This is a genomic window from Polymorphospora rubra, from assembly GCF_018324255.1.
Classification (GTDB): domain Bacteria; phylum Actinomycetota; class Actinomycetes; order Mycobacteriales; family Micromonosporaceae; genus Polymorphospora; species Polymorphospora rubra.
The window spans coordinates 2,611,581-2,627,640 of sequence record NZ_AP023359.1 but is presented as its reverse complement, the minus strand read 5'-3'; the positions used below and the strand labels follow the sequence as shown (position 1 = coordinate 2,627,640).

The window sequence follows — 16,060 nt, the reverse complement described above, 5'->3', positions numbered from 1 at the left end:
CACCCGGGACGCCACAATCGGTCGGTACACAGGCTGTGGATAACTTGTGGACAACGGATCCAACGGTCGACCACCGCACGACATCGTGCCTGGTGGGTGGCTAGCACCGGGCGGTCAGGTCCACAGACCAGCGGCAGCCGGGTACTCAGATGCGATGGGGGTGGCGCGACGGTGACCGACATGGTCGACCTTGCCGCGGTCTGGACTGCTGCTACCGACGAACTCGCCGACGAGATCGTCTCGGCTCAGCAGCGTGCCTATCTGCGCATGACCCGGCTGCGCGCCATCGTCGAGGACACCGCACTGCTCGCCGTACCCGACGCCTTCACCCGGGACGTCATCGAATCGCGTCTGCGGCCGGCCATCACCGAGGCGCTGTCCCGGCGGCTCGGCCGGCCGATCCAGGTGGCCGTCACCGTACGGGCACCCGAAGACGGTCAATCGCGGACGAACGGGACGGTCTACGGCAGCGCCGCCGTCCCCGACCCCACCTCGTTCCCGATTCAGCCCGTCCTCGCGCGGTTCCCGACCGAGCAGGTCGACCGCCCGCCACCACAGGCCGAGCTGCCGATGCCGCCGAACGGTTCGGCACAGCATCCCGGCGCCGGCTCCGCCCACCACTCCGCCGGCCCCGGCCGGCCCGAGCCCGAAGCACACACCAAGCCGTCCACCGGCCCCGACCGCGGCGGCACACAGGACGCGCTGTTCGCGGCGCCGTATCCGCAGCCGTACGTGGAGCCCGGGCCACCGCCCGTGGCTCCACACCTGTCCGGGGCGCCGCGCACCGCCCCCCATCCCGAGCGGCGCGACGCCCGGACCGATCAGCCGGACCGGACCTACCGCGGCGACGCGACGGGGCTGCGGGGTGACGAGCCGACGATCCGCAACCTGGGCGGCGGGACCGACAGCGGTCCGGGTCGGACCCAGAACCGCGACGACCTCCGGCTGCCGGGTCGCGACGACCGCCGCCCAGGCGCCACGCCCGACAGCGGTGGCAACCGGCTCAACCCGAAGTACATGTTCGAGACGTTCGTCATCGGTTCGTCGAACCGGTTCGCGCACGCCGCGTCGGTCGCCGTCGCCGAGTCGCCGGCCAAGGCGTACAACCCGCTGTTCATCTACGGCAGTTCCGGGTTGGGCAAGACGCACCTGCTCCACGCCATCGGGCACTACGCGCAGACCCTGGGCAACGCCCGGTCGGTGCGGTACGTCTCGACCGAGGAATTCACCAACGACTTCATCAACTCGCTGCGTGACGACAAGACGAGCGCCTTCCAGCGGCGCTACCGCGACGTCGACATCCTGCTGATCGACGACATCCAGTTCCTGGAGAACCGGGAGCGTACGCAGGAGGAGTTCTTCCACACCTTCAACACCCTGCACAACGCCAACAAGCAGATCGTGATCACATCCGACCGCTCGCCGCGGCAGCTGGCGACGCTCGAGGACCGGATGCGTACCCGGTTCGAGTGGGGACTGCTGGCCGACATCCAGCCGCCGGACCTGGAGACCCGGATCGCGATCCTGCAGAAGAAGGCGGCCCAGGAGCGCCTGTACGCCCCGCCGGACGTGCTGGAGTTCATCGCCTCGCGGGTGTCGAACTCGATCCGCGAACTCGAGGGCGCGCTGATCCGGGTGACCGCGTTCGCCAGCCTGACCCACACCGCGGTCGAGTTGGCCCTGGCCGAAGAGGTGTTGCGCGACTTCATCCCGGACGGCCAGGGTCCGGAGATCACCGCCGACCAGATCATGGCGGCGACCGCCGACTACTTCGGGGTCAGCCTGGAGGATCTGCGCGGGCATTCCCGGTCCCGGGTACTGGTCAACGCCCGCCAGGTCGCCATGTACCTGTGTCGGGAGCTGACCGAGCTGTCCCTGCCCCGGATCGGGCAGGCGTTCGGCGGACGCGACCACACCACCGTCATGCACGCCGATCGCAAGATCCGACAGCAGATGGCCGAGCGCCGGCTGCTCTACAACCAAATCGCCGAGCTGACCAACCGGATCAAGCAGAATTCCTGACACCCGGTAACCGCAGGTAGTGGATCAATCGCTGATCCACCTGTGGATAACCGCGACACCTGTCTCCGGGTCTCCGAAGCGCCCCGTCCTCCTGTGGACGGGGCGTTTTTTGTCCACCGGTTGTCCACACTGTCCACAGGTGGTTATCCACCGCAGTGGACAACCACACCGCGTCAGCCAGCCGGTTGCCCACAACCTGTGGACAAGACCTGTGGAAACAGCTGTGGACATGCACAGAGAGTGATCGGGTTACCCACAGGTTAACGGTAGGTTGTGGGAAACCTGTTGAAGGATCTGGGGACAACTAATCTCGATCTTCACTTGGCGATCCACACCCTTGGGGAAAAACCTTGTGGAAAGCCTGTGGATTGCCGGTGAGCAGTTGTGGACAACCAGGCAGCAGGCGGCACCTGTGGATGGAAGTGCCAGTTTGAACCCTGGTTATCCCCAGGGAAACCACCGGTGGATAACATAGCTGAGCTGGGAAAACTTCGGTTCTCCACAGAATCCACAACACCGATGAAGACGATGAGAGATTTTTCTAAAGAGATCAAAACCCAATCATCAGCGTTGTGGATTCTGTGGACCGGCCGACGGCCGGCCCATCGAGAGACATCCGATCGGACGAAGCACCGGGGGCGGGCGTACGCCGCCCGGGTCGTCGCCTTAAGGTTCGGTGGGGACCTACGTGCGCCGGCCGCACCCCACAGCCCGACCGCCGGTGGAAGACCCGGTGCGGGAACCAGCCGGGTACAGGAACCAGCCAGGTGCGAGAACCAGCCGGTGGAAGACCCGTCAGCGGACCGTTGTGAGCAGCGGGTCCGGCTGCCGGCGGCAGCCACTGGGCGGCAGCAGCTACCTTTGTCCATCAGTCGACGCGGAGGCATGGCATGAAGTTCAGAGTCGAGCGTGACGCGCTCGCCGACGCCGTGGCATGGACGGCCAAGAGCCTGCCCAGCCGGCCGTCCGTCCCGGTACTCGCCGGAGTGATGCTGCGGGTGACCGATGGTCTCCTGCACGTGTCCGGCTTCGACTACGAGGTCTCGAGCCAGGTGACCGTCGACGTACAGGGTGACGCCGACGGTGCCGCACTGGTCTCCGGCCGGCTGCTCGCCGAAATCACCAAGGCGCTGCCCGCCAAGCCGGTCGACATCGCCGCCGTCGGGGCACACCTGGAACTTGTCTGCGGCAGCGCCCGGTTCACGCTGCCGACGATGCCTGTCGAGGACTATCCGGCGCTGCCGGAGATGCCGGCCAGCACGGGCAGCGTCGACGCCGCCGCGTTCGCCGCCGCCGTTGCCCAGGTCGCCATCGCCGCCGGCCGCGACGAGACGCTGCCGATGATGACCGGCATCCGGGTCGAGCTCAACGGCTCGACGCTGGCGATGCTCGCCACCGACCGTTACCGGCTCGCACTGCGCGAGATGCAGTGGCGCCCCGACGACCCGGACATCAGCATCAACGCGCTCGTGCCGGCCCGTACCCTCGCCGACACCGCCAAGACGCTCGGTCCGCTCGGTGGCGAGGTGACCGTCGCCCTTGCGCAGGGATCGGCTGGCGAGGGCATGATCGGCTTTGCCGGCGGCACCCGGCGCACCACCAGCCGGCTTCTCGACGGCGCCAACTACCCGCCGGTGCGGTCGCTGTTCCCCAGCTCGCACAACTCCGCGGCCCGCGTGCTCGTGGCCGCCCTCGTCGAGGTGGTCCGCCGGGTCGCCCTGGTCGCCGAGCGCACCACGCCGGTCCTGCTGAGCTTCAGCTCCGACGGCCTGGTCGTCGAGGCCGGCGGCACCGAGGAGGCGCGGGCGAGCGAGGCGATGGACGCGACCTTCACTGGTGAACCGCTGACCATCGGCTTCAACCCGCAGTACCTGATCGACGGGTTGCAGAACCTCGGGTCGCCCCATGCGGTGCTCTCGTTCGTCGACGCGTTCAAGTCGGCCGTGATCTCGCCCGCCACCGAGGATGGCGAGATCATCGAGGGCTACCGCTACCTGATCATGCCGATCCGCGTCACACGCTGATCGCGCTGAACCGGAAGGAAAGGCAGAAAATGCAGCTTGGCCTCGTTGGTCTCGGCCGGATGGGCGGCAACATGCGCGAGCGTCTGCGCACGGCCGGTCACGAGGTTGTCGGCTACGACCCCAACCCCGACCTGACCGACGTCGCCAGCCTCGCCGAACTGGTGGAGAAGCTGGCCGCACCCCGCGCAGTCTGGATCATGGTTCCGGCGGCGGTCACCGAGCAGACCGTCGACGAGCTGGCGGGGCTGCTCTCCGCCGGCGACATCGTCATCGACGGTGGCAACTCGCGCTACACCGACGACCTGCCCCGGTCCGAGCGGCTCAACACGGTCGGCATCGGCTACATCGACGTCGGCGTCTCCGGCGGGGTCTGGGGCCGGGAGAACGGCTACGCCCTCATGGTCGGCGGCTCCGAGGAGCACGTCGAACGGCTGATGCCGGTCTTCGAGTCGCTGAAGCCGCCGGGCGAGTTCGGCTTCGTGCACGCCGGTCCGGTCGGCGCCGGCCACTACGCCAAGATGGTGCACAACGGCATCGAGTACGGGCTCATGCACGCCTACGCCGAGGGCTACGAGCTGCTCAGCAAGTCGGAGCTGGTGACCAACGTCCCCGGTGTCTTCAAGTCGTGGCGGGAGGGCACCGTCGTGCGCTCCTGGCTGCTCGACCTGCTCGACATCGCGCTCGAGGAGGACCCGGAGCTGGCCAGCCTGCGCGGCTACGCCGACGACACCGGCGAGGGCCGGTGGACGGTCGAGGAGGCCATCCGGCTGGCGGTGCCGATGAACGTCATCGCCGCCTCGCTGTTCGCCCGGTTCGCGTCCCGGCAGGACGACTCGCCGGCGATGAAGGCGATCGCCGCGCTCCGCCAGCAGTTCGGCGGTCACGCGATCCACAAGAACTGAACGACGGGTCGTCGCGTATGCATGTCCGCCGGCTCGAACTGGTCGACTTCCGCTCGTACGAGCGGGTCGTGGTCGACCTCGAGCCGGGGGCGAGCGTACTCGTCGGCCCGAACGGTGTGGGCAAGACCAACCTCGTCGAGGCGCTGGGCTACGTGGCGACCCTGGGCAGCCACCGGGTCGCCACCGACGCCCCGCTGGTCCGGATGGGTGCCGGCGCGGCCGTGATCCGCTGCGAGATCGTGCACGGCGGACGCGAACTGCTCGTCGAGCTGGAGATCGTGCCGGGAAAGGCCAACCGGGCCCGGCTCGGCAGGTCGCCGGTACGACGGTCCCGGGACGTTCTCGGCGCGCTCCGGCTCGTGCTGTTCGCGCCTGAGGATCTCGAACTGGTCCGGGGCGATCCGGCCGAACGGCGGCGCTACCTGGACGACCTGCTGGTTGCCCGGCTGCCCCGGTTCGCTGGCGTACGGGCCGACTACGAACGGGTCGTCAAGCAGCGCAACGCCCTGCTGCGCAGCGCCTACCTGGCCCGCAAGACCGGCGGCAACCGGGGCGGCGACCTGTCGACGCTCGACGTGTGGGATGCCCACCTCGCCCGGCACGGGGCGGAGCTGCTGGCCGGCCGGCTCGCCCTGGTCGGCGCGCTGGCGCCGCACGTGACGAAGGCGTACGACGCCGTGGCGGCCGGTCGCGGGGCGGCCGGCATCGCCTACCGTTCGACGCTCGAGGCCGCCGATACGACCCCGGACCGGGCCGCGCTGGAGGCGGGGCTCGCCGCGGCGCTGGCCGCCGCCCGGCAGTCGGAGGTCGACCGGGGCATGACGCTGGTCGGCCCGCACCGCGACGACCTGGCGCTGACGCTCGGCCCGCTGCCCGCCAAGGGCTACGCCAGCCACGGCGAATCCTGGTCGTACGCGCTCGCGCTGCGCCTGGCCGCGTACGACCTGCTCCGGGCCGACGGAATCGAACCGGTGCTGGTTCTCGACGACGTCTTCGCCGAACTCGACAACGGCCGTCGGGAACGGCTCGCCGAACTGGTCGGCTCCGCGACGCAGATGCTGGTGACCTGTGCCGTGGCCGAGGACGTACCGGAGGGACTGCGGGGCGCCCGGTTCACCGTGTCCGAGGGGGCGGTGTGTCGTGCCGGCTGATTCCGGGCGCAAGCCGCCGGATCCACCCGCCGACCGGCCGGCGGCCGCGGGCGGGGAGGCGGCGCAGCCCAGCGGGCCGGAACTCGCCCGTGCGGTGCTCGACGCCGCCCGGGCCCGGCGCGAGGCCGCCCGCCCGCGCCGACGTACCGGAGGGGAGCGGGACCCCGACGGCGGTGACGGGACCGGCGGCCAACCGCGGCGGCGGCTGCGGGGCTATTCCGGTCCCGGCCCCGATCCGCGCGACCCGCAGTTGTTCGGTGACGTGCTGGCCCGGCTGGTCAAGGCGCGGGGCTGGCAGCAACCGGCCGCCGAGGCGACCGTCTTCGGGGCCTGGGAGCGGGTCGTCGGACCGGACGTGGCCAAGCACAGCCGGCCGGTCAAGCTGGAGGACGGCGAACTGACCGTGGAGGCGGAGTCGACCGCCTGGGCGACCCAGCTGCGTCTGCTCGCCGCCTCGCTGCTGCGCCGGATCGCCGCCGAGGTCGGTCACAACGTGGTCCGCAAGCTCCACATCCACGGCCCGGCAGCGCCGTCCTGGTCGCGCGGCCCGCGCCGGGTCCGCGGCCGCGGACCCCGCGACACGTACGGCTGACCGGGCTCAGAAGTCGGCGTAGACGGCGAAGCCCTGGTCCGCGCAGCGGCGGTAGAAGCGGGACAGGACCACCAGTTCGGAGTGCGGGAAGCGCCACTGCGGGATCTGGCCGGCGTCGTCGCGCAGGCCGTCGAGGCGGGCGTCGAGCCATCGGAGCTGCTGTTCGGCGAGGCGGCCGGCCGAGATGGCCGCGCGGAGCACCGCCCCGACGGTGTCGAAGGTGACCACGTCGCCGTACGCCCGGTGCGCGTCGACGAACCGCTCCAGCCCGCCGGCGATCCAGGCGCAGCCGTCCGGGTCGATCACCGGGTCCTCGTCCTCCGCGGCGGCGTCTGTGGCGTACAGCACACCTTGCAGGCCGAGGAGGAGATCCACCAGTTCGGTGTAGGGGGTGGCGTGTACCGCTCCGGTCTTGGCGATGTGTCCGGCGAGCGTGGCGGTCGGTGCCGGGATGTGCGACGCGTCGACCAGTTCGCCGAACTCGGCGAACCCCGCCGGGCCGACCGGCTCGTAGAACGAGCCGGTCCGGGGCCACTGCACGGCGACGTTGTCCAGCCCCATCGGGCTCCACCTCTCCTGGTTGATCCCTGTCGGGCGGCCCGCGGCGGTCCGTCGACCGCCTTCTGGCCGCCGCGCGGGCGGGCGGTTGGCGCCCCGTCGGCCGTCCGTCGGCCACGGCGCGCCAAATTACGGCACTCGACCCCTTTTCGCGACCCCCGCGCGCCGCGTGTCGCGGTGACCGGAGTCGGGCACGGCGCCGGAACCGAAGCCTTGATCGCACCGTGGCGTGTGGGGGGAGTCGCGGACAGAGAGGTTCGGCCGGCTATGAACGTCTCAGACGCCTTCACGGGTGCCGCGTACCCGTTTGGTCGCCCGGGCACAGTAGGATTCAGATGGAGACGAGGAACATCGTGGCACGACGGCCCGGGCTGCTCCGCTGCCCGGGTTGCCGACACGAGTCCCAGCCGATCGCGATCCGCGGGAGTCCGCGGCGACCGGTGTGTCCGGCCATCCGGCGATCCGTCGTTCCCGACCGCGATCGTGGTGTCGGCCGCGCGCCTGCCGCCGTAATGCCCGCCGAACCCCGTGTCCCCCGGAGCCGCAGTCCGGGTGGTGCGAGAAAGTGGCCGAGGGTGTCAGCACAGAAGAAGCAGGAGTACGGCGCCGATTCAATCACCGTGCTGGAGGGCTTGGAGGCGGTCCGCAAGCGGCCCGGTATGTACATCGGGTCGACGGGTGAGCGTGGTCTGCACCACCTCGTCTGGGAGGTCGTGGACAACGCGGTCGACGAGGCGCTCGCCGGTTACTGCGACACGATCGACGTGGTGCTGCTCGCCGACGGTGGCGTACGCGTGGTCGACAACGGCCGCGGCTTCCCCGTCGACCTGCACCCGAAGCTGAAGAAGCCGGGTGTCGAGGTCGCGCTGACCGTGCTGCACGCGGGCGGCAAGTTCGACGGCAAGGCCTACGCGGTCTCCGGCGGTCTGCACGGCGTGGGCGTCTCGGTGGTCAACGCCCTGTCGGTGAAGATGGCCGTCGAGATCCACAAGTCCGGCCACGTGTGGCGGCAGACCTACAGCAACTCGGTGCCCTCGCCGCTGGAGAAGGGCGAGACCACCGACCGCACCGGCTCTTCGGTGTCGTTCTGGCCGGACCCGGGCGTCTTCGAGACCGTCGACTTCGCCTTCGAGACGATCTACCGCCGGCTCCAGGAGATGGCGTTCCTCAACCGTGGCCTGACCATCCGGCTGCGCGACGAGCGGGTGCAGGAGGAGGACGGCAACGCCCGCGAGGTGACCTTCCTCTACCGGGGCGGCATCGCCGACTTCGTCCGGCACCTCAACAACACCAAGAGCCCCATCCACAAGAGCGTGATCGAGTTCGGGGCCGAAGAGGAGGGCATGGCGGTGGAGATCGCCATGCAGTGGAACGAGTCGTACGGCGAGTCGGTCTACACCTTCGCCAACACCATCAACACCCACGAGGGTGGCACCCACGAAGAGGGCTTCCGGGCCGCGCTGACCACCGTGGTCAACCGGTACGGCGCGGACAAGAAGCTGCTCAAGGGTGACGAGAAGCTCACCGGTGAGGACATCCGGGAAGGGCTCGCCGCGATCATCTCGGTCAAGCTGGCGAACCCCCAGTTCGAGGGCCAGACCAAGACCAAGCTGGGCAACACCCCGGTCAAGAGCTTCGTGCAGCGGGTCTGCAACGAGTGGCTGGTCGACTGGTTCGACCGCAACCCGGCCGAGGTCAAGCAGATCATCACCAAGGCGACCCAGGCGTCGCGGGCCCGGATCGCGGCGCAGCAGGCGCGCAAGCTGGCCCGGCGCAAGTCGCTGCTGGAGTCCGGGTCGATGCCGGGCAAGCTCGCCGACTGCCAGTCGACCGACCCGCGCGAGTCCGAGGTGTTCATCGTCGAGGGCGACTCGGCCGGTGGTTCGGCCAAGCAGGGACGCGACCCGCGTACCCAGGCGATCCTTCCGATTCGCGGCAAGATCCTCAACGTGGAGAAGGCCCGGATCGACCGGGTGCTGAAGAACAACGAGGTGCAGGCGCTGATCACCGCGCTCGGCACCGGCATCCACGACGACTTCGACATCGAGAAGCTGCGTTACCACAAGATCGTGCTGATGGCCGACGCCGACGTCGACGGCCAGCACATCCAGACGCTGCTGCTCACCCTGCTGTTCCGCTTCATGCGTCCACTGGTCGAGCTGGGGCACGTCTACCTGGCCGCCCCGCCGCTCTACAAGATCAAGTGGAACAAGAAGGGCGACGACGCCCAGTACGCCTATTCCGACCGGGAGCGGGACGGGCTGATCGCGCTGCGCCAGCAGAAGAAGGCGAACGCCAAGCCCGACGACATCCAGCGGTTCAAGGGTCTGGGCGAGATGAACTACCCGGAGCTGTGGGAGACCACGATGAACCCGGCGACGCGTACGCTGCGCCAGGTCACTCTTGACGACGCGGCGACCGCCGACGAGTTGTTCAGCGTTCTGATGGGTGAGGACGTCGAGGCTCGCCGGTCCTTTATCCAGCGCAACGCCAAGGACGTGCGGTTCCTGGACATCTAGGTGATTCGGGGTGGTTGAACCATTGACCACACCGGGGCGTCACCGAGTTATCCACAGCTTCGACGGTTTCCACAGCCGTTATCCACAGCGATATGCGGCTTTAAGTCTGATAAGGGTTGACTGTGACGGATAATCCCGAGTCCTTCGAGAGCGAGCCGGACGCCGCCCCGGCCGCCGCCGGTGGCGCGATCGTCCACGACCGCATCGAGCCGGTCGGCCTCGAGATCGAGATGCAGCGCTCGTACCTCGACTACGCGATGAGCGTCATCGTGGGCCGGGCCCTGCCGGACGTGCGCGACGGCCTCAAGCCCGTACACCGCAAGATCCTCTACGCCATGTTCGACTCCGGCTACCGGCCGGACCGCGGCTATGTGAAGTGCGCGCGCGTCGTCGGTGACGTCATGGGTAACTACCACCCGCACGGCGACGCGTCGATCTACGACGCCCTGGTGCGGATGGCCCAGCCCTGGTCGCTGCGCTATCCGCTGATCGACGGCAACGGCAACTTCGGCTCGCCCGGCAACGACCCGGCCGCCGCGATGCGGTACACCGAGTCGAAGCTGTCCCCGCTCGCGATGGAGCTGCTCCGCGACATCGACGAGGACACCGTCGACTTCCAGGACAACTACGACGGCCGGGCCAAGGAACCGACGATCCTGCCGGCGCGGATCCCCAACCTGCTGATCAACGGCTCCGAGGGCATCGCGGTCGGCATGGCGACCAAGATCCCGCCGCACAACCTGCGGGAGATCGCCGCCGCCGTGCAGTGGTGCCTGGAGCACCCGGACGCCGACGAGGCGACCACCCTCGACGCGCTCATCGAGATCGTCAAGGGCCCCGACTTCCCGACGTACGGTCTGATCGTCGGCACCCAGGCCATTCAGGACGCCTACCGCACCGGACGCGGCTCGATCAGGATGCGGGCCGTCGTCGAGGTCGAGGAGGACAAGCGCGGCCGGACCAGTCTGGTCGTCACCGAGCTGCCCTACCAGGTCAACCCGGACAACCTCGCCGAGCGGATCGCTGAGCTGATCAAGGAGGGCAAGCTCGGCGGCATCGCCGACATCCGCGAGGAGTCCTCCGGTCGTACCGGTATGCGCCTGGTGCTGGTGCTCAAGCGCGACGCGGTCGCCAAGGTGGTGCTCAACAACCTCTACAAGCACACCCAGCTCCAGGAGACGTTCGGCGCCAACATGCTGGCGCTGGTCGACGGCGTACCGCGCACCCTCAACCTGGCCCAGTTCATCCGTCACTACGTCGACCACCAGATCGACGTGATCCGTCGCCGTACCGCCTACCGGCTGCGCAAGGCCGAGGAGCGGGCCCACATCCTGCGCGGGCTGGTCAAGGCGCTCGACGCGCTCGACGAGGTCATCGCCCTGATCCGGCGGTCGCCGACCGTGGAGGACGCCCGGCAGGGCCTCATCCAGCTCCTGGACATCGACGAGATCCAGGCCACGGCGATCCTCGACATGCAGCTGCGTCGGCTCGCCGCGCTGGAACGCCAGAAGATCCTCGACGACCTGGCCAAGCTCGAAATCGAGATCCTCGACCTCAAGGACATCCTGGCCAAGCCCGAGCGGCAGCGGAAGATCGTCTCGGAGGAACTCGGCGAGATCGTCGCCAAGTGGGGCGACGAGCGGCGTACCAAGATCTTGCCGTTCGACGGTGAGGTCTCGATGGAAGACCTGATCGCCCGCGAGGATGTCGTGGTCACCATCACCCGGACCGGCTACGCCAAGCGGACCAAGGTCGACCTATACCGCTCGCAGCGGCGCGGTGGCAAGGGTGTGAGCGGCGCCACCCTGCGCCAGGACGACATCGTCAGCCACTTCTTCGTCTGCTCGACCCACGACTGGATCCTCTTCTTCACCAACAAGGGGCGCGTCTACCGGGCCAAGGCGTACGAGCTGCCCGAGGCCAGCCGTACCGCCAAGGGGCAGCACGTGGCCAACCTGCTCGCGTTCCAGCCCGACGAGCAGATCGCGCAGATCATCGAGATCCCGAACTACCAGGTCGCGCCCTACCTGGTGCTCGCCACCAAGAACGGCCTGGTCAAGAAGACCCGGCTGGAGGAGTTCGACTCCAACCGCAGCGGCGGCATCATCGGCATCAACCTGCGTGACGAGGACGAACTTGTCGGCGCCGCCCTGGTCGGCGCCGAGGACGACCTGCTGCTGGTGTCGAAGCAGGCCCAGGCGATCCGGTTCAACGCCACCGACGAGGCGCTGCGGCCGATGGGACGGGCCACGTCAGGCGTGATCGGTATGCGGTTCACCGACGATGACGTACTCCTCGCGATGGAAGTGGTTCGTGAGGGAATGGATGTTTTGGTCGCCACGAACGGCGGGTACGCCAAGCGGACGCCGATCGAGGAATATCCCGTCCAGGGACGGGGTGGCAAGGGTGTGCTGACCGCCAAGATCACCGAACGACGGGGTGGGCTGGTCGGAGCGGTCGTGATCAGTCCGGATGACGAGTTGTTCGCGATCACGAGCAACGGCGGGGTCATCCGGACTCCGGTGAAGCCTGTACGGCGAACGCGGGATCGGAACACAATGGGGGTCAAGCTGATGGACCTGCCAGAAGGCGTAACCATCGTGGCCATCGCTCGCAACGCCGACGAGCCTGACGAACAGGACTAGTTGATGACGGAGACACAGGCGAAGTCGGGGGCTGCGGGGACCCCGACGGCCCCGGTCGACGAGGAAGCCGCGAAGAGCGGCGCACCAGCGACCGGTCGCGCGGCCGTTGGTCGGGCGACAGTCCCCGGCGATACACCGTCACCCAAGTTCACGCGGGCTCCCGGGATGGCGCCGCCGCCCGACCAGCCCGCTGACCAGGGCGCCAGCATGGCGCCGTCCGACGACGGTGGGCCGGCCGGCGGTGCGGGCCAGGGTCACGTGCTGATGACCAAGGCGCCGGCCGACGCGGGCGGCGACGGGGCCCGCGGCGGTCAGGCCGGCACAGCCACCCGTCCGGCCGCCGCCGGGCAGGGGCGTCTGGCCGCAGGAGGTACCGCGATCCGTACCTCCGGCATCGGCGCCGCGCCCGGCTCGACAGGCCAGGCCACGGCCGGCGGAAACGGCGCCGGCGGGCCGGGAGCGGTCGGCGCGGCCCGGGTGACCGAGGCCGTCCGCGCCGCCCGGAACACGGTCGGCTCCGCCGCCTCGCGCGGCCCGAGACGGGCCCGCCTGAACGTCAAGCGGATCGACCCGTGGTCGGTGATGAAGTTCTCGTTCGCCGTCTCGCTGGTGCTCTTCATCGTGGTGATCGTGGCGACGTCGGTGCTCTATCTGGCGCTCGACGCAATGGGCGTCTTCGGGACGGTCAACACCAGCCTCGGTGAACTGATCAACGCCGGCGGCGGTCAGGACAGCGGTGGCTTCCAGATCACCGCCAAGGGTGTCATCGGCACCTCGGCCCTGATCGGCCTGGTCAACGTGGTGCTCTTCACCGCCCTGGCCACCCTGGCCGCCTTCGTCTACAACGTCTGCGCCGACCTGGTCGGTGGCGTCGAACTCACCCTGGCCGAGCGCGACTGAGGCCGGGAAGCTCCCGGACGCCGGGGCGCCGCGGAAACGCGGTTGCCCCGGCGTTTCGCATTCGCCTACGGTTACCGCAGGTCGGCGGGGGTCGCAGAGCGGACGACGGCGACACCGACCCCCCGATTGGAAAGAAGCGTCGGCGGTGCGGTAACCTTGCTCGTCGCACGGGGGGCTATAGCTCAGTCGGTTAGAGCGCAGAGCTGATAACTCTGAGGTCGATGGTTCGATTCCATCTAGCCCCACTCCACATCCGGTCCGACAGCAATCAAGGGGTCTCCCCATGTTGAAGAAGATCCTGATCGTAGTCGGCGTCATCGGCGTCGCGGCCTTCGTCGCCAAGAAGGTCAAGGACGCCAACGACGAGCGCGCCCTGTGGCACGAGGCCACCACCGCACCCGACCTTCGCTGAGGTCCGCCCTGGTGGTTCCGGCCACTGCGGGGCCGTAGCTCAACTGGCAGAGCACTGCCTTTGCAAGGCAGGGGTTAGGGGTTCGAGTCCCCTCGGCTCCACCATCTGGTCAAAGTTCCAACCCTGCCCCGTCATCGGTGGCAGGGTTTCTTCGTTCCGCCGTCCACCGCGACGGTGGATGGCGGACACGCGGATCGACTGTGACGATGTGGCCGTGGCGACGCTTGCGCTGTTGGTTGCGATCCTGATCTGCCGCGCAACACAGAATGATCGAATAGTCGCCCCCGGTGTTGCCCGAAAAGCCTGTTGTCGATGATCGCAACTGATAGTTAGATGCCCGTAACTGTCCGGGCGGGGGCCCGGTCAGGATACGGGAGGGCAACCTACGTGACAGGAATCTGGCCACGCCGTGGCCTCATCGGCGGGCTCGCGTTGACGCTCGCCGTCACCGGACTCGCCGTCGTCACCACCGGGAGCGTCGCACTCGCGTCACCCCACAACGAAACACCGCCGATCGTGCAGCTCGGCTGGACGGACTCGGCCACCCCGCGCAAGGCGTACGACGCGGGCGACCGGGCCAACCTGCCGCTCGGCACGTGGCAGGACGACACCGGCAAGAGTCACACGTCGCGGGTGTACGCCACGTTCGATCTCTCCTCCTTCGAGGGTAAGAAGATCTACGGCGGCACGATGTTCATCCAGGAGTACAGCGCGGCCGACTGCGGCAAGCGGGCGATGGAGATCTGGCGTACGAGGGCGGTGGACTCGACGCCGACCTGGCGGCGGGCACCGCAGCCGTTGACCAAGGTCGCCGAGAGCGGGGATGTGCAGTTCTGTCCGGCCCATCTCACGTTCGACGTCGGCGCCGCGCTGCGGGACGCCGCCGCGAAGAAGCAGCGCCGGGTCACCTTCGAGATCCGGGTGCCGGAGCAGTACGAGAGCGATGCCAGCTACGGTCGCCACATCTACTGGTCCCGCGGCGTCAACCTGACGGTGCAGTACAACTCGCCACCGAAGATCGACAACACCCATCTCTACAACGGCGGGTTCGCCTGCACCCAACTGCGGCCGTACCCCAAGATCGGCGGGTTCGCCCACCGGCTCCAGGCGGTCGGTACCGACGCCGATCCGGCCGACGAGTTCGGCCTGACGACGGAGTACGCCATCTGGCCGAGAGGCGACGCCGCGGCGCGTACCGTCTTCACCCGGGACGGCGGCCGGTCGGGGCGGGTGAACGGCGTCACCCTGCCGGAAGGCACCCTGGTCGACGGGGTGACGTACGGCTGGCAGGCCCGGGTCGGCGACGGCGCGGAGGTGTCGGCGTGGTCGAAGAAGTGCTTCTTCACGTACGACGCCACCCGTCCCTCGACGCCGACCGTGACCTCGGCGAACTATCCGCCCTCGGGCTCGGCTGCCTGGGCGCCGGTCGGCGAACCCGCCGTGTTCACGTTCTCCGGCAACGGTGACCGGGACGTTGCCGGCTTCGAGTACTCCTGGAACGACCTCGGCGCCACCGGTTGCAGCGAGGGCGGTGCCGTCGGGCAACTGGTCTGTCGAGACCCGTTCAGCTATCCGAACCGGGTGCGGGCCGACGTTCCCGGCGGATCGGCGACGATCATCCTCAGCCCCAACGGCTCCGGCCCGCAGCGGCTGACGGTGCGCGCGGTCGACCTGGCCGGCAACGTCTCCCCGACGACGGAATACCAGGTTCGTGTGCCCTCGTCCACGCCGGAGGTGCTGGTCGAGAGCGGAGAGCCGGAGTGGGGTCAGGAGGTACGACTCAAGTTCGTTCCGGCGGACGGCATCACCGGCGTCCAGCACTACGAGGTCATCCTGGACAGCGGGCAGCCTGAGACGAGGCAGGCCGCGGCGGACGGCACGGCCGAATTCAGCTTCGTCGCCACCAACCCTGGCGGGCACCGGCTGACGGTACGCAGCCACAGCGGCAACGGCTTCGTGTCCGAGGACGGGAGGTGGTTCACGTACTTCGACCCCTGGCCCGGGGTCCGATCGGACATCTACCTTCCGGGGCAGCCGACGGGGGGTGTCGGGGTGGAGGGCACCTTCACGTTCTCCCCGCCACCGGGCTGGACCGACACGGTCGCGTACCGCTACGTCTTCGGGTTTGATCCGGAGGCCGTGTACACCGAGGTCGCCGCCGGCGTCGACGGCCGGGCGACGATCACCTGGACGCCGACCGTGAGCGGCTTCACGGAGCTGATCGTGTACGCCGTACGGGCCAACGGAACGGTCAGTGAGTATTCGAACTGGTACTCGTTCGCGGTGGCAGCCACCAGCTGAGCGGGTCGGTCGTGACGGCGGGGAAGGGGTGGCG

11 protein-coding genes and 2 tRNA genes are annotated in these 16,060 nt (G+C 68.8%); 12 read left to right on the top strand and 1 reads right to left on the bottom strand.

What is annotated here, in order from left to right:
- The first annotated feature begins 180 nt into the window (after positions 1-180).
- From dnaA to Prubr_RS12120, 5 genes are all read left to right on the top strand, one after another.
- Positions 181-2,022 (top strand): chromosomal replication initiator protein DnaA, encoded by a 1,842-nt coding sequence (gene dnaA / locus Prubr_RS12140; RefSeq protein WP_212827930.1) that lies wholly within the window; start codon positions 181-183, stop codon positions 2,020-2,022.
- An 890-nt stretch (positions 2,023-2,912) separates the two neighbouring features.
- On the top strand, positions 2,913-4,046 hold the full coding sequence (dnaN, locus tag Prubr_RS12135; RefSeq protein ID WP_212824945.1) for a DNA polymerase III subunit beta: 1,134 nt from the start codon (positions 2,913-2,915) through the stop codon (positions 4,044-4,046).
- Positions 4,047-4,051: 5 nt separating this feature from the next.
- The gene (gene gnd, locus Prubr_RS12130) at positions 4,052-4,948 is read left to right on the top strand and encodes a phosphogluconate dehydrogenase (NAD(+)-dependent, decarboxylating) (RefSeq protein WP_425518045.1); all 897 of its coding nucleotides are present in this window, start codon (positions 4,052-4,054) and stop codon (positions 4,946-4,948) included.
- Between the two features lie 17 nt (positions 4,949-4,965).
- Complete coding sequence (gene recF, locus Prubr_RS12125; RefSeq protein WP_212824941.1) at positions 4,966-6,099, top strand: DNA replication/repair protein RecF; 1,134 nt, start codon at positions 4,966-4,968, stop codon at positions 6,097-6,099.
- Positions 6,089-6,691 (top strand): DciA family protein, encoded by a 603-nt coding sequence (locus Prubr_RS12120; RefSeq protein ID WP_212824939.1) that lies wholly within the window; start codon positions 6,089-6,091, stop codon positions 6,689-6,691. The genes recF and Prubr_RS12120 overlap by 11 nt, the downstream gene beginning before the upstream one ends.
- Before the next feature lie 6 nt (positions 6,692-6,697).
- Here the strand turns inward: Prubr_RS12120 and Prubr_RS12115 are convergent, their stop codons facing one another.
- Complete coding sequence (locus Prubr_RS12115; RefSeq protein ID WP_212824937.1) at positions 6,698-7,252, bottom strand: hypothetical protein; 555 nt, start codon at positions 7,250-7,252, stop codon at positions 6,698-6,700.
- 572 nt (positions 7,253-7,824) lie between these two features.
- On the opposite strand from Prubr_RS12115, the gene gyrB reads away from it, so the two are divergent.
- The 7 genes from gyrB (at position 7,825) to Prubr_RS12080 (ending at position 16,026) form a co-directional block, all read left to right on the top strand.
- Positions 7,825-9,768 (top strand): DNA topoisomerase (ATP-hydrolyzing) subunit B, encoded by a 1,944-nt coding sequence (gyrB, locus tag Prubr_RS12110; RefSeq protein WP_212824935.1) that lies wholly within the window; start codon positions 7,825-7,827, stop codon positions 9,766-9,768.
- 122 nt (positions 9,769-9,890) lie between these two features.
- Positions 9,891-12,413 carry a DNA gyrase subunit A gene (gyrA, locus tag Prubr_RS12105; protein ID WP_212824933.1) on the top strand — a complete coding sequence of 841 codons (2,523 nt, stop codon included), beginning with the start codon at positions 9,891-9,893 and terminating at the stop codon, positions 12,411-12,413.
- Positions 12,414-12,416: 3 nt separating this feature from the next.
- Positions 12,417-13,313: a DUF3566 domain-containing protein gene (locus Prubr_RS12100; protein ID WP_212824931.1), complete on the top strand. Its 897-nt coding sequence runs from the start codon at positions 12,417-12,419 to the stop codon at positions 13,311-13,313.
- 171 nt (positions 13,314-13,484) lie between these two features.
- Positions 13,485-13,558, top strand: a tRNA-Ile gene (locus tag Prubr_RS12095).
- A gap of 38 nt (positions 13,559-13,596) precedes the next feature.
- A complete protein-coding gene (locus tag Prubr_RS12090) occupies positions 13,597-13,725 on the top strand; it encodes a DLW-39 family protein (RefSeq protein WP_212824929.1) in 129 nt (42 codons plus the stop codon).
- A gap of 28 nt (positions 13,726-13,753) precedes the next feature.
- Positions 13,754-13,829 (top strand) — tRNA-Ala (locus Prubr_RS12085).
- A gap of 283 nt (positions 13,830-14,112) precedes the next feature.
- Positions 14,113-16,026, top strand: coding sequence for a hypothetical protein (locus Prubr_RS12080; RefSeq protein WP_212824927.1), 1,914 nt, complete (start codon positions 14,113-14,115; stop codon positions 16,024-16,026).
- Positions 16,027-16,060: the final 34 nt, after the last annotated feature.

Coding starts and splice junctions, on each gene's coding strand:
- Prubr_RS12115 (WP_212824937.1), bottom strand. CDS start 7,252: ATGGGGCTGGACAACGTCGCCGTGCAGTGGCCCCGGACCGGCTCGTTC.
- dnaA (WP_212827930.1), top strand. CDS start 181: ATGGTCGACCTTGCCGCGGTCTGGACTGCTGCTACCGACGAACTCGCC.
- recF (WP_212824941.1), top strand. CDS start 4,966: ATGCATGTCCGCCGGCTCGAACTGGTCGACTTCCGCTCGTACGAGCGG.
- Prubr_RS12100 (WP_212824931.1), top strand. CDS start 12,417: ATGACGGAGACACAGGCGAAGTCGGGGGCTGCGGGGACCCCGACGGCC.
- dnaN (WP_212824945.1), top strand. CDS start 2,913: ATGAAGTTCAGAGTCGAGCGTGACGCGCTCGCCGACGCCGTGGCATGG.
- Prubr_RS12090 (WP_212824929.1), top strand. CDS start 13,597: ATGTTGAAGAAGATCCTGATCGTAGTCGGCGTCATCGGCGTCGCGGCC.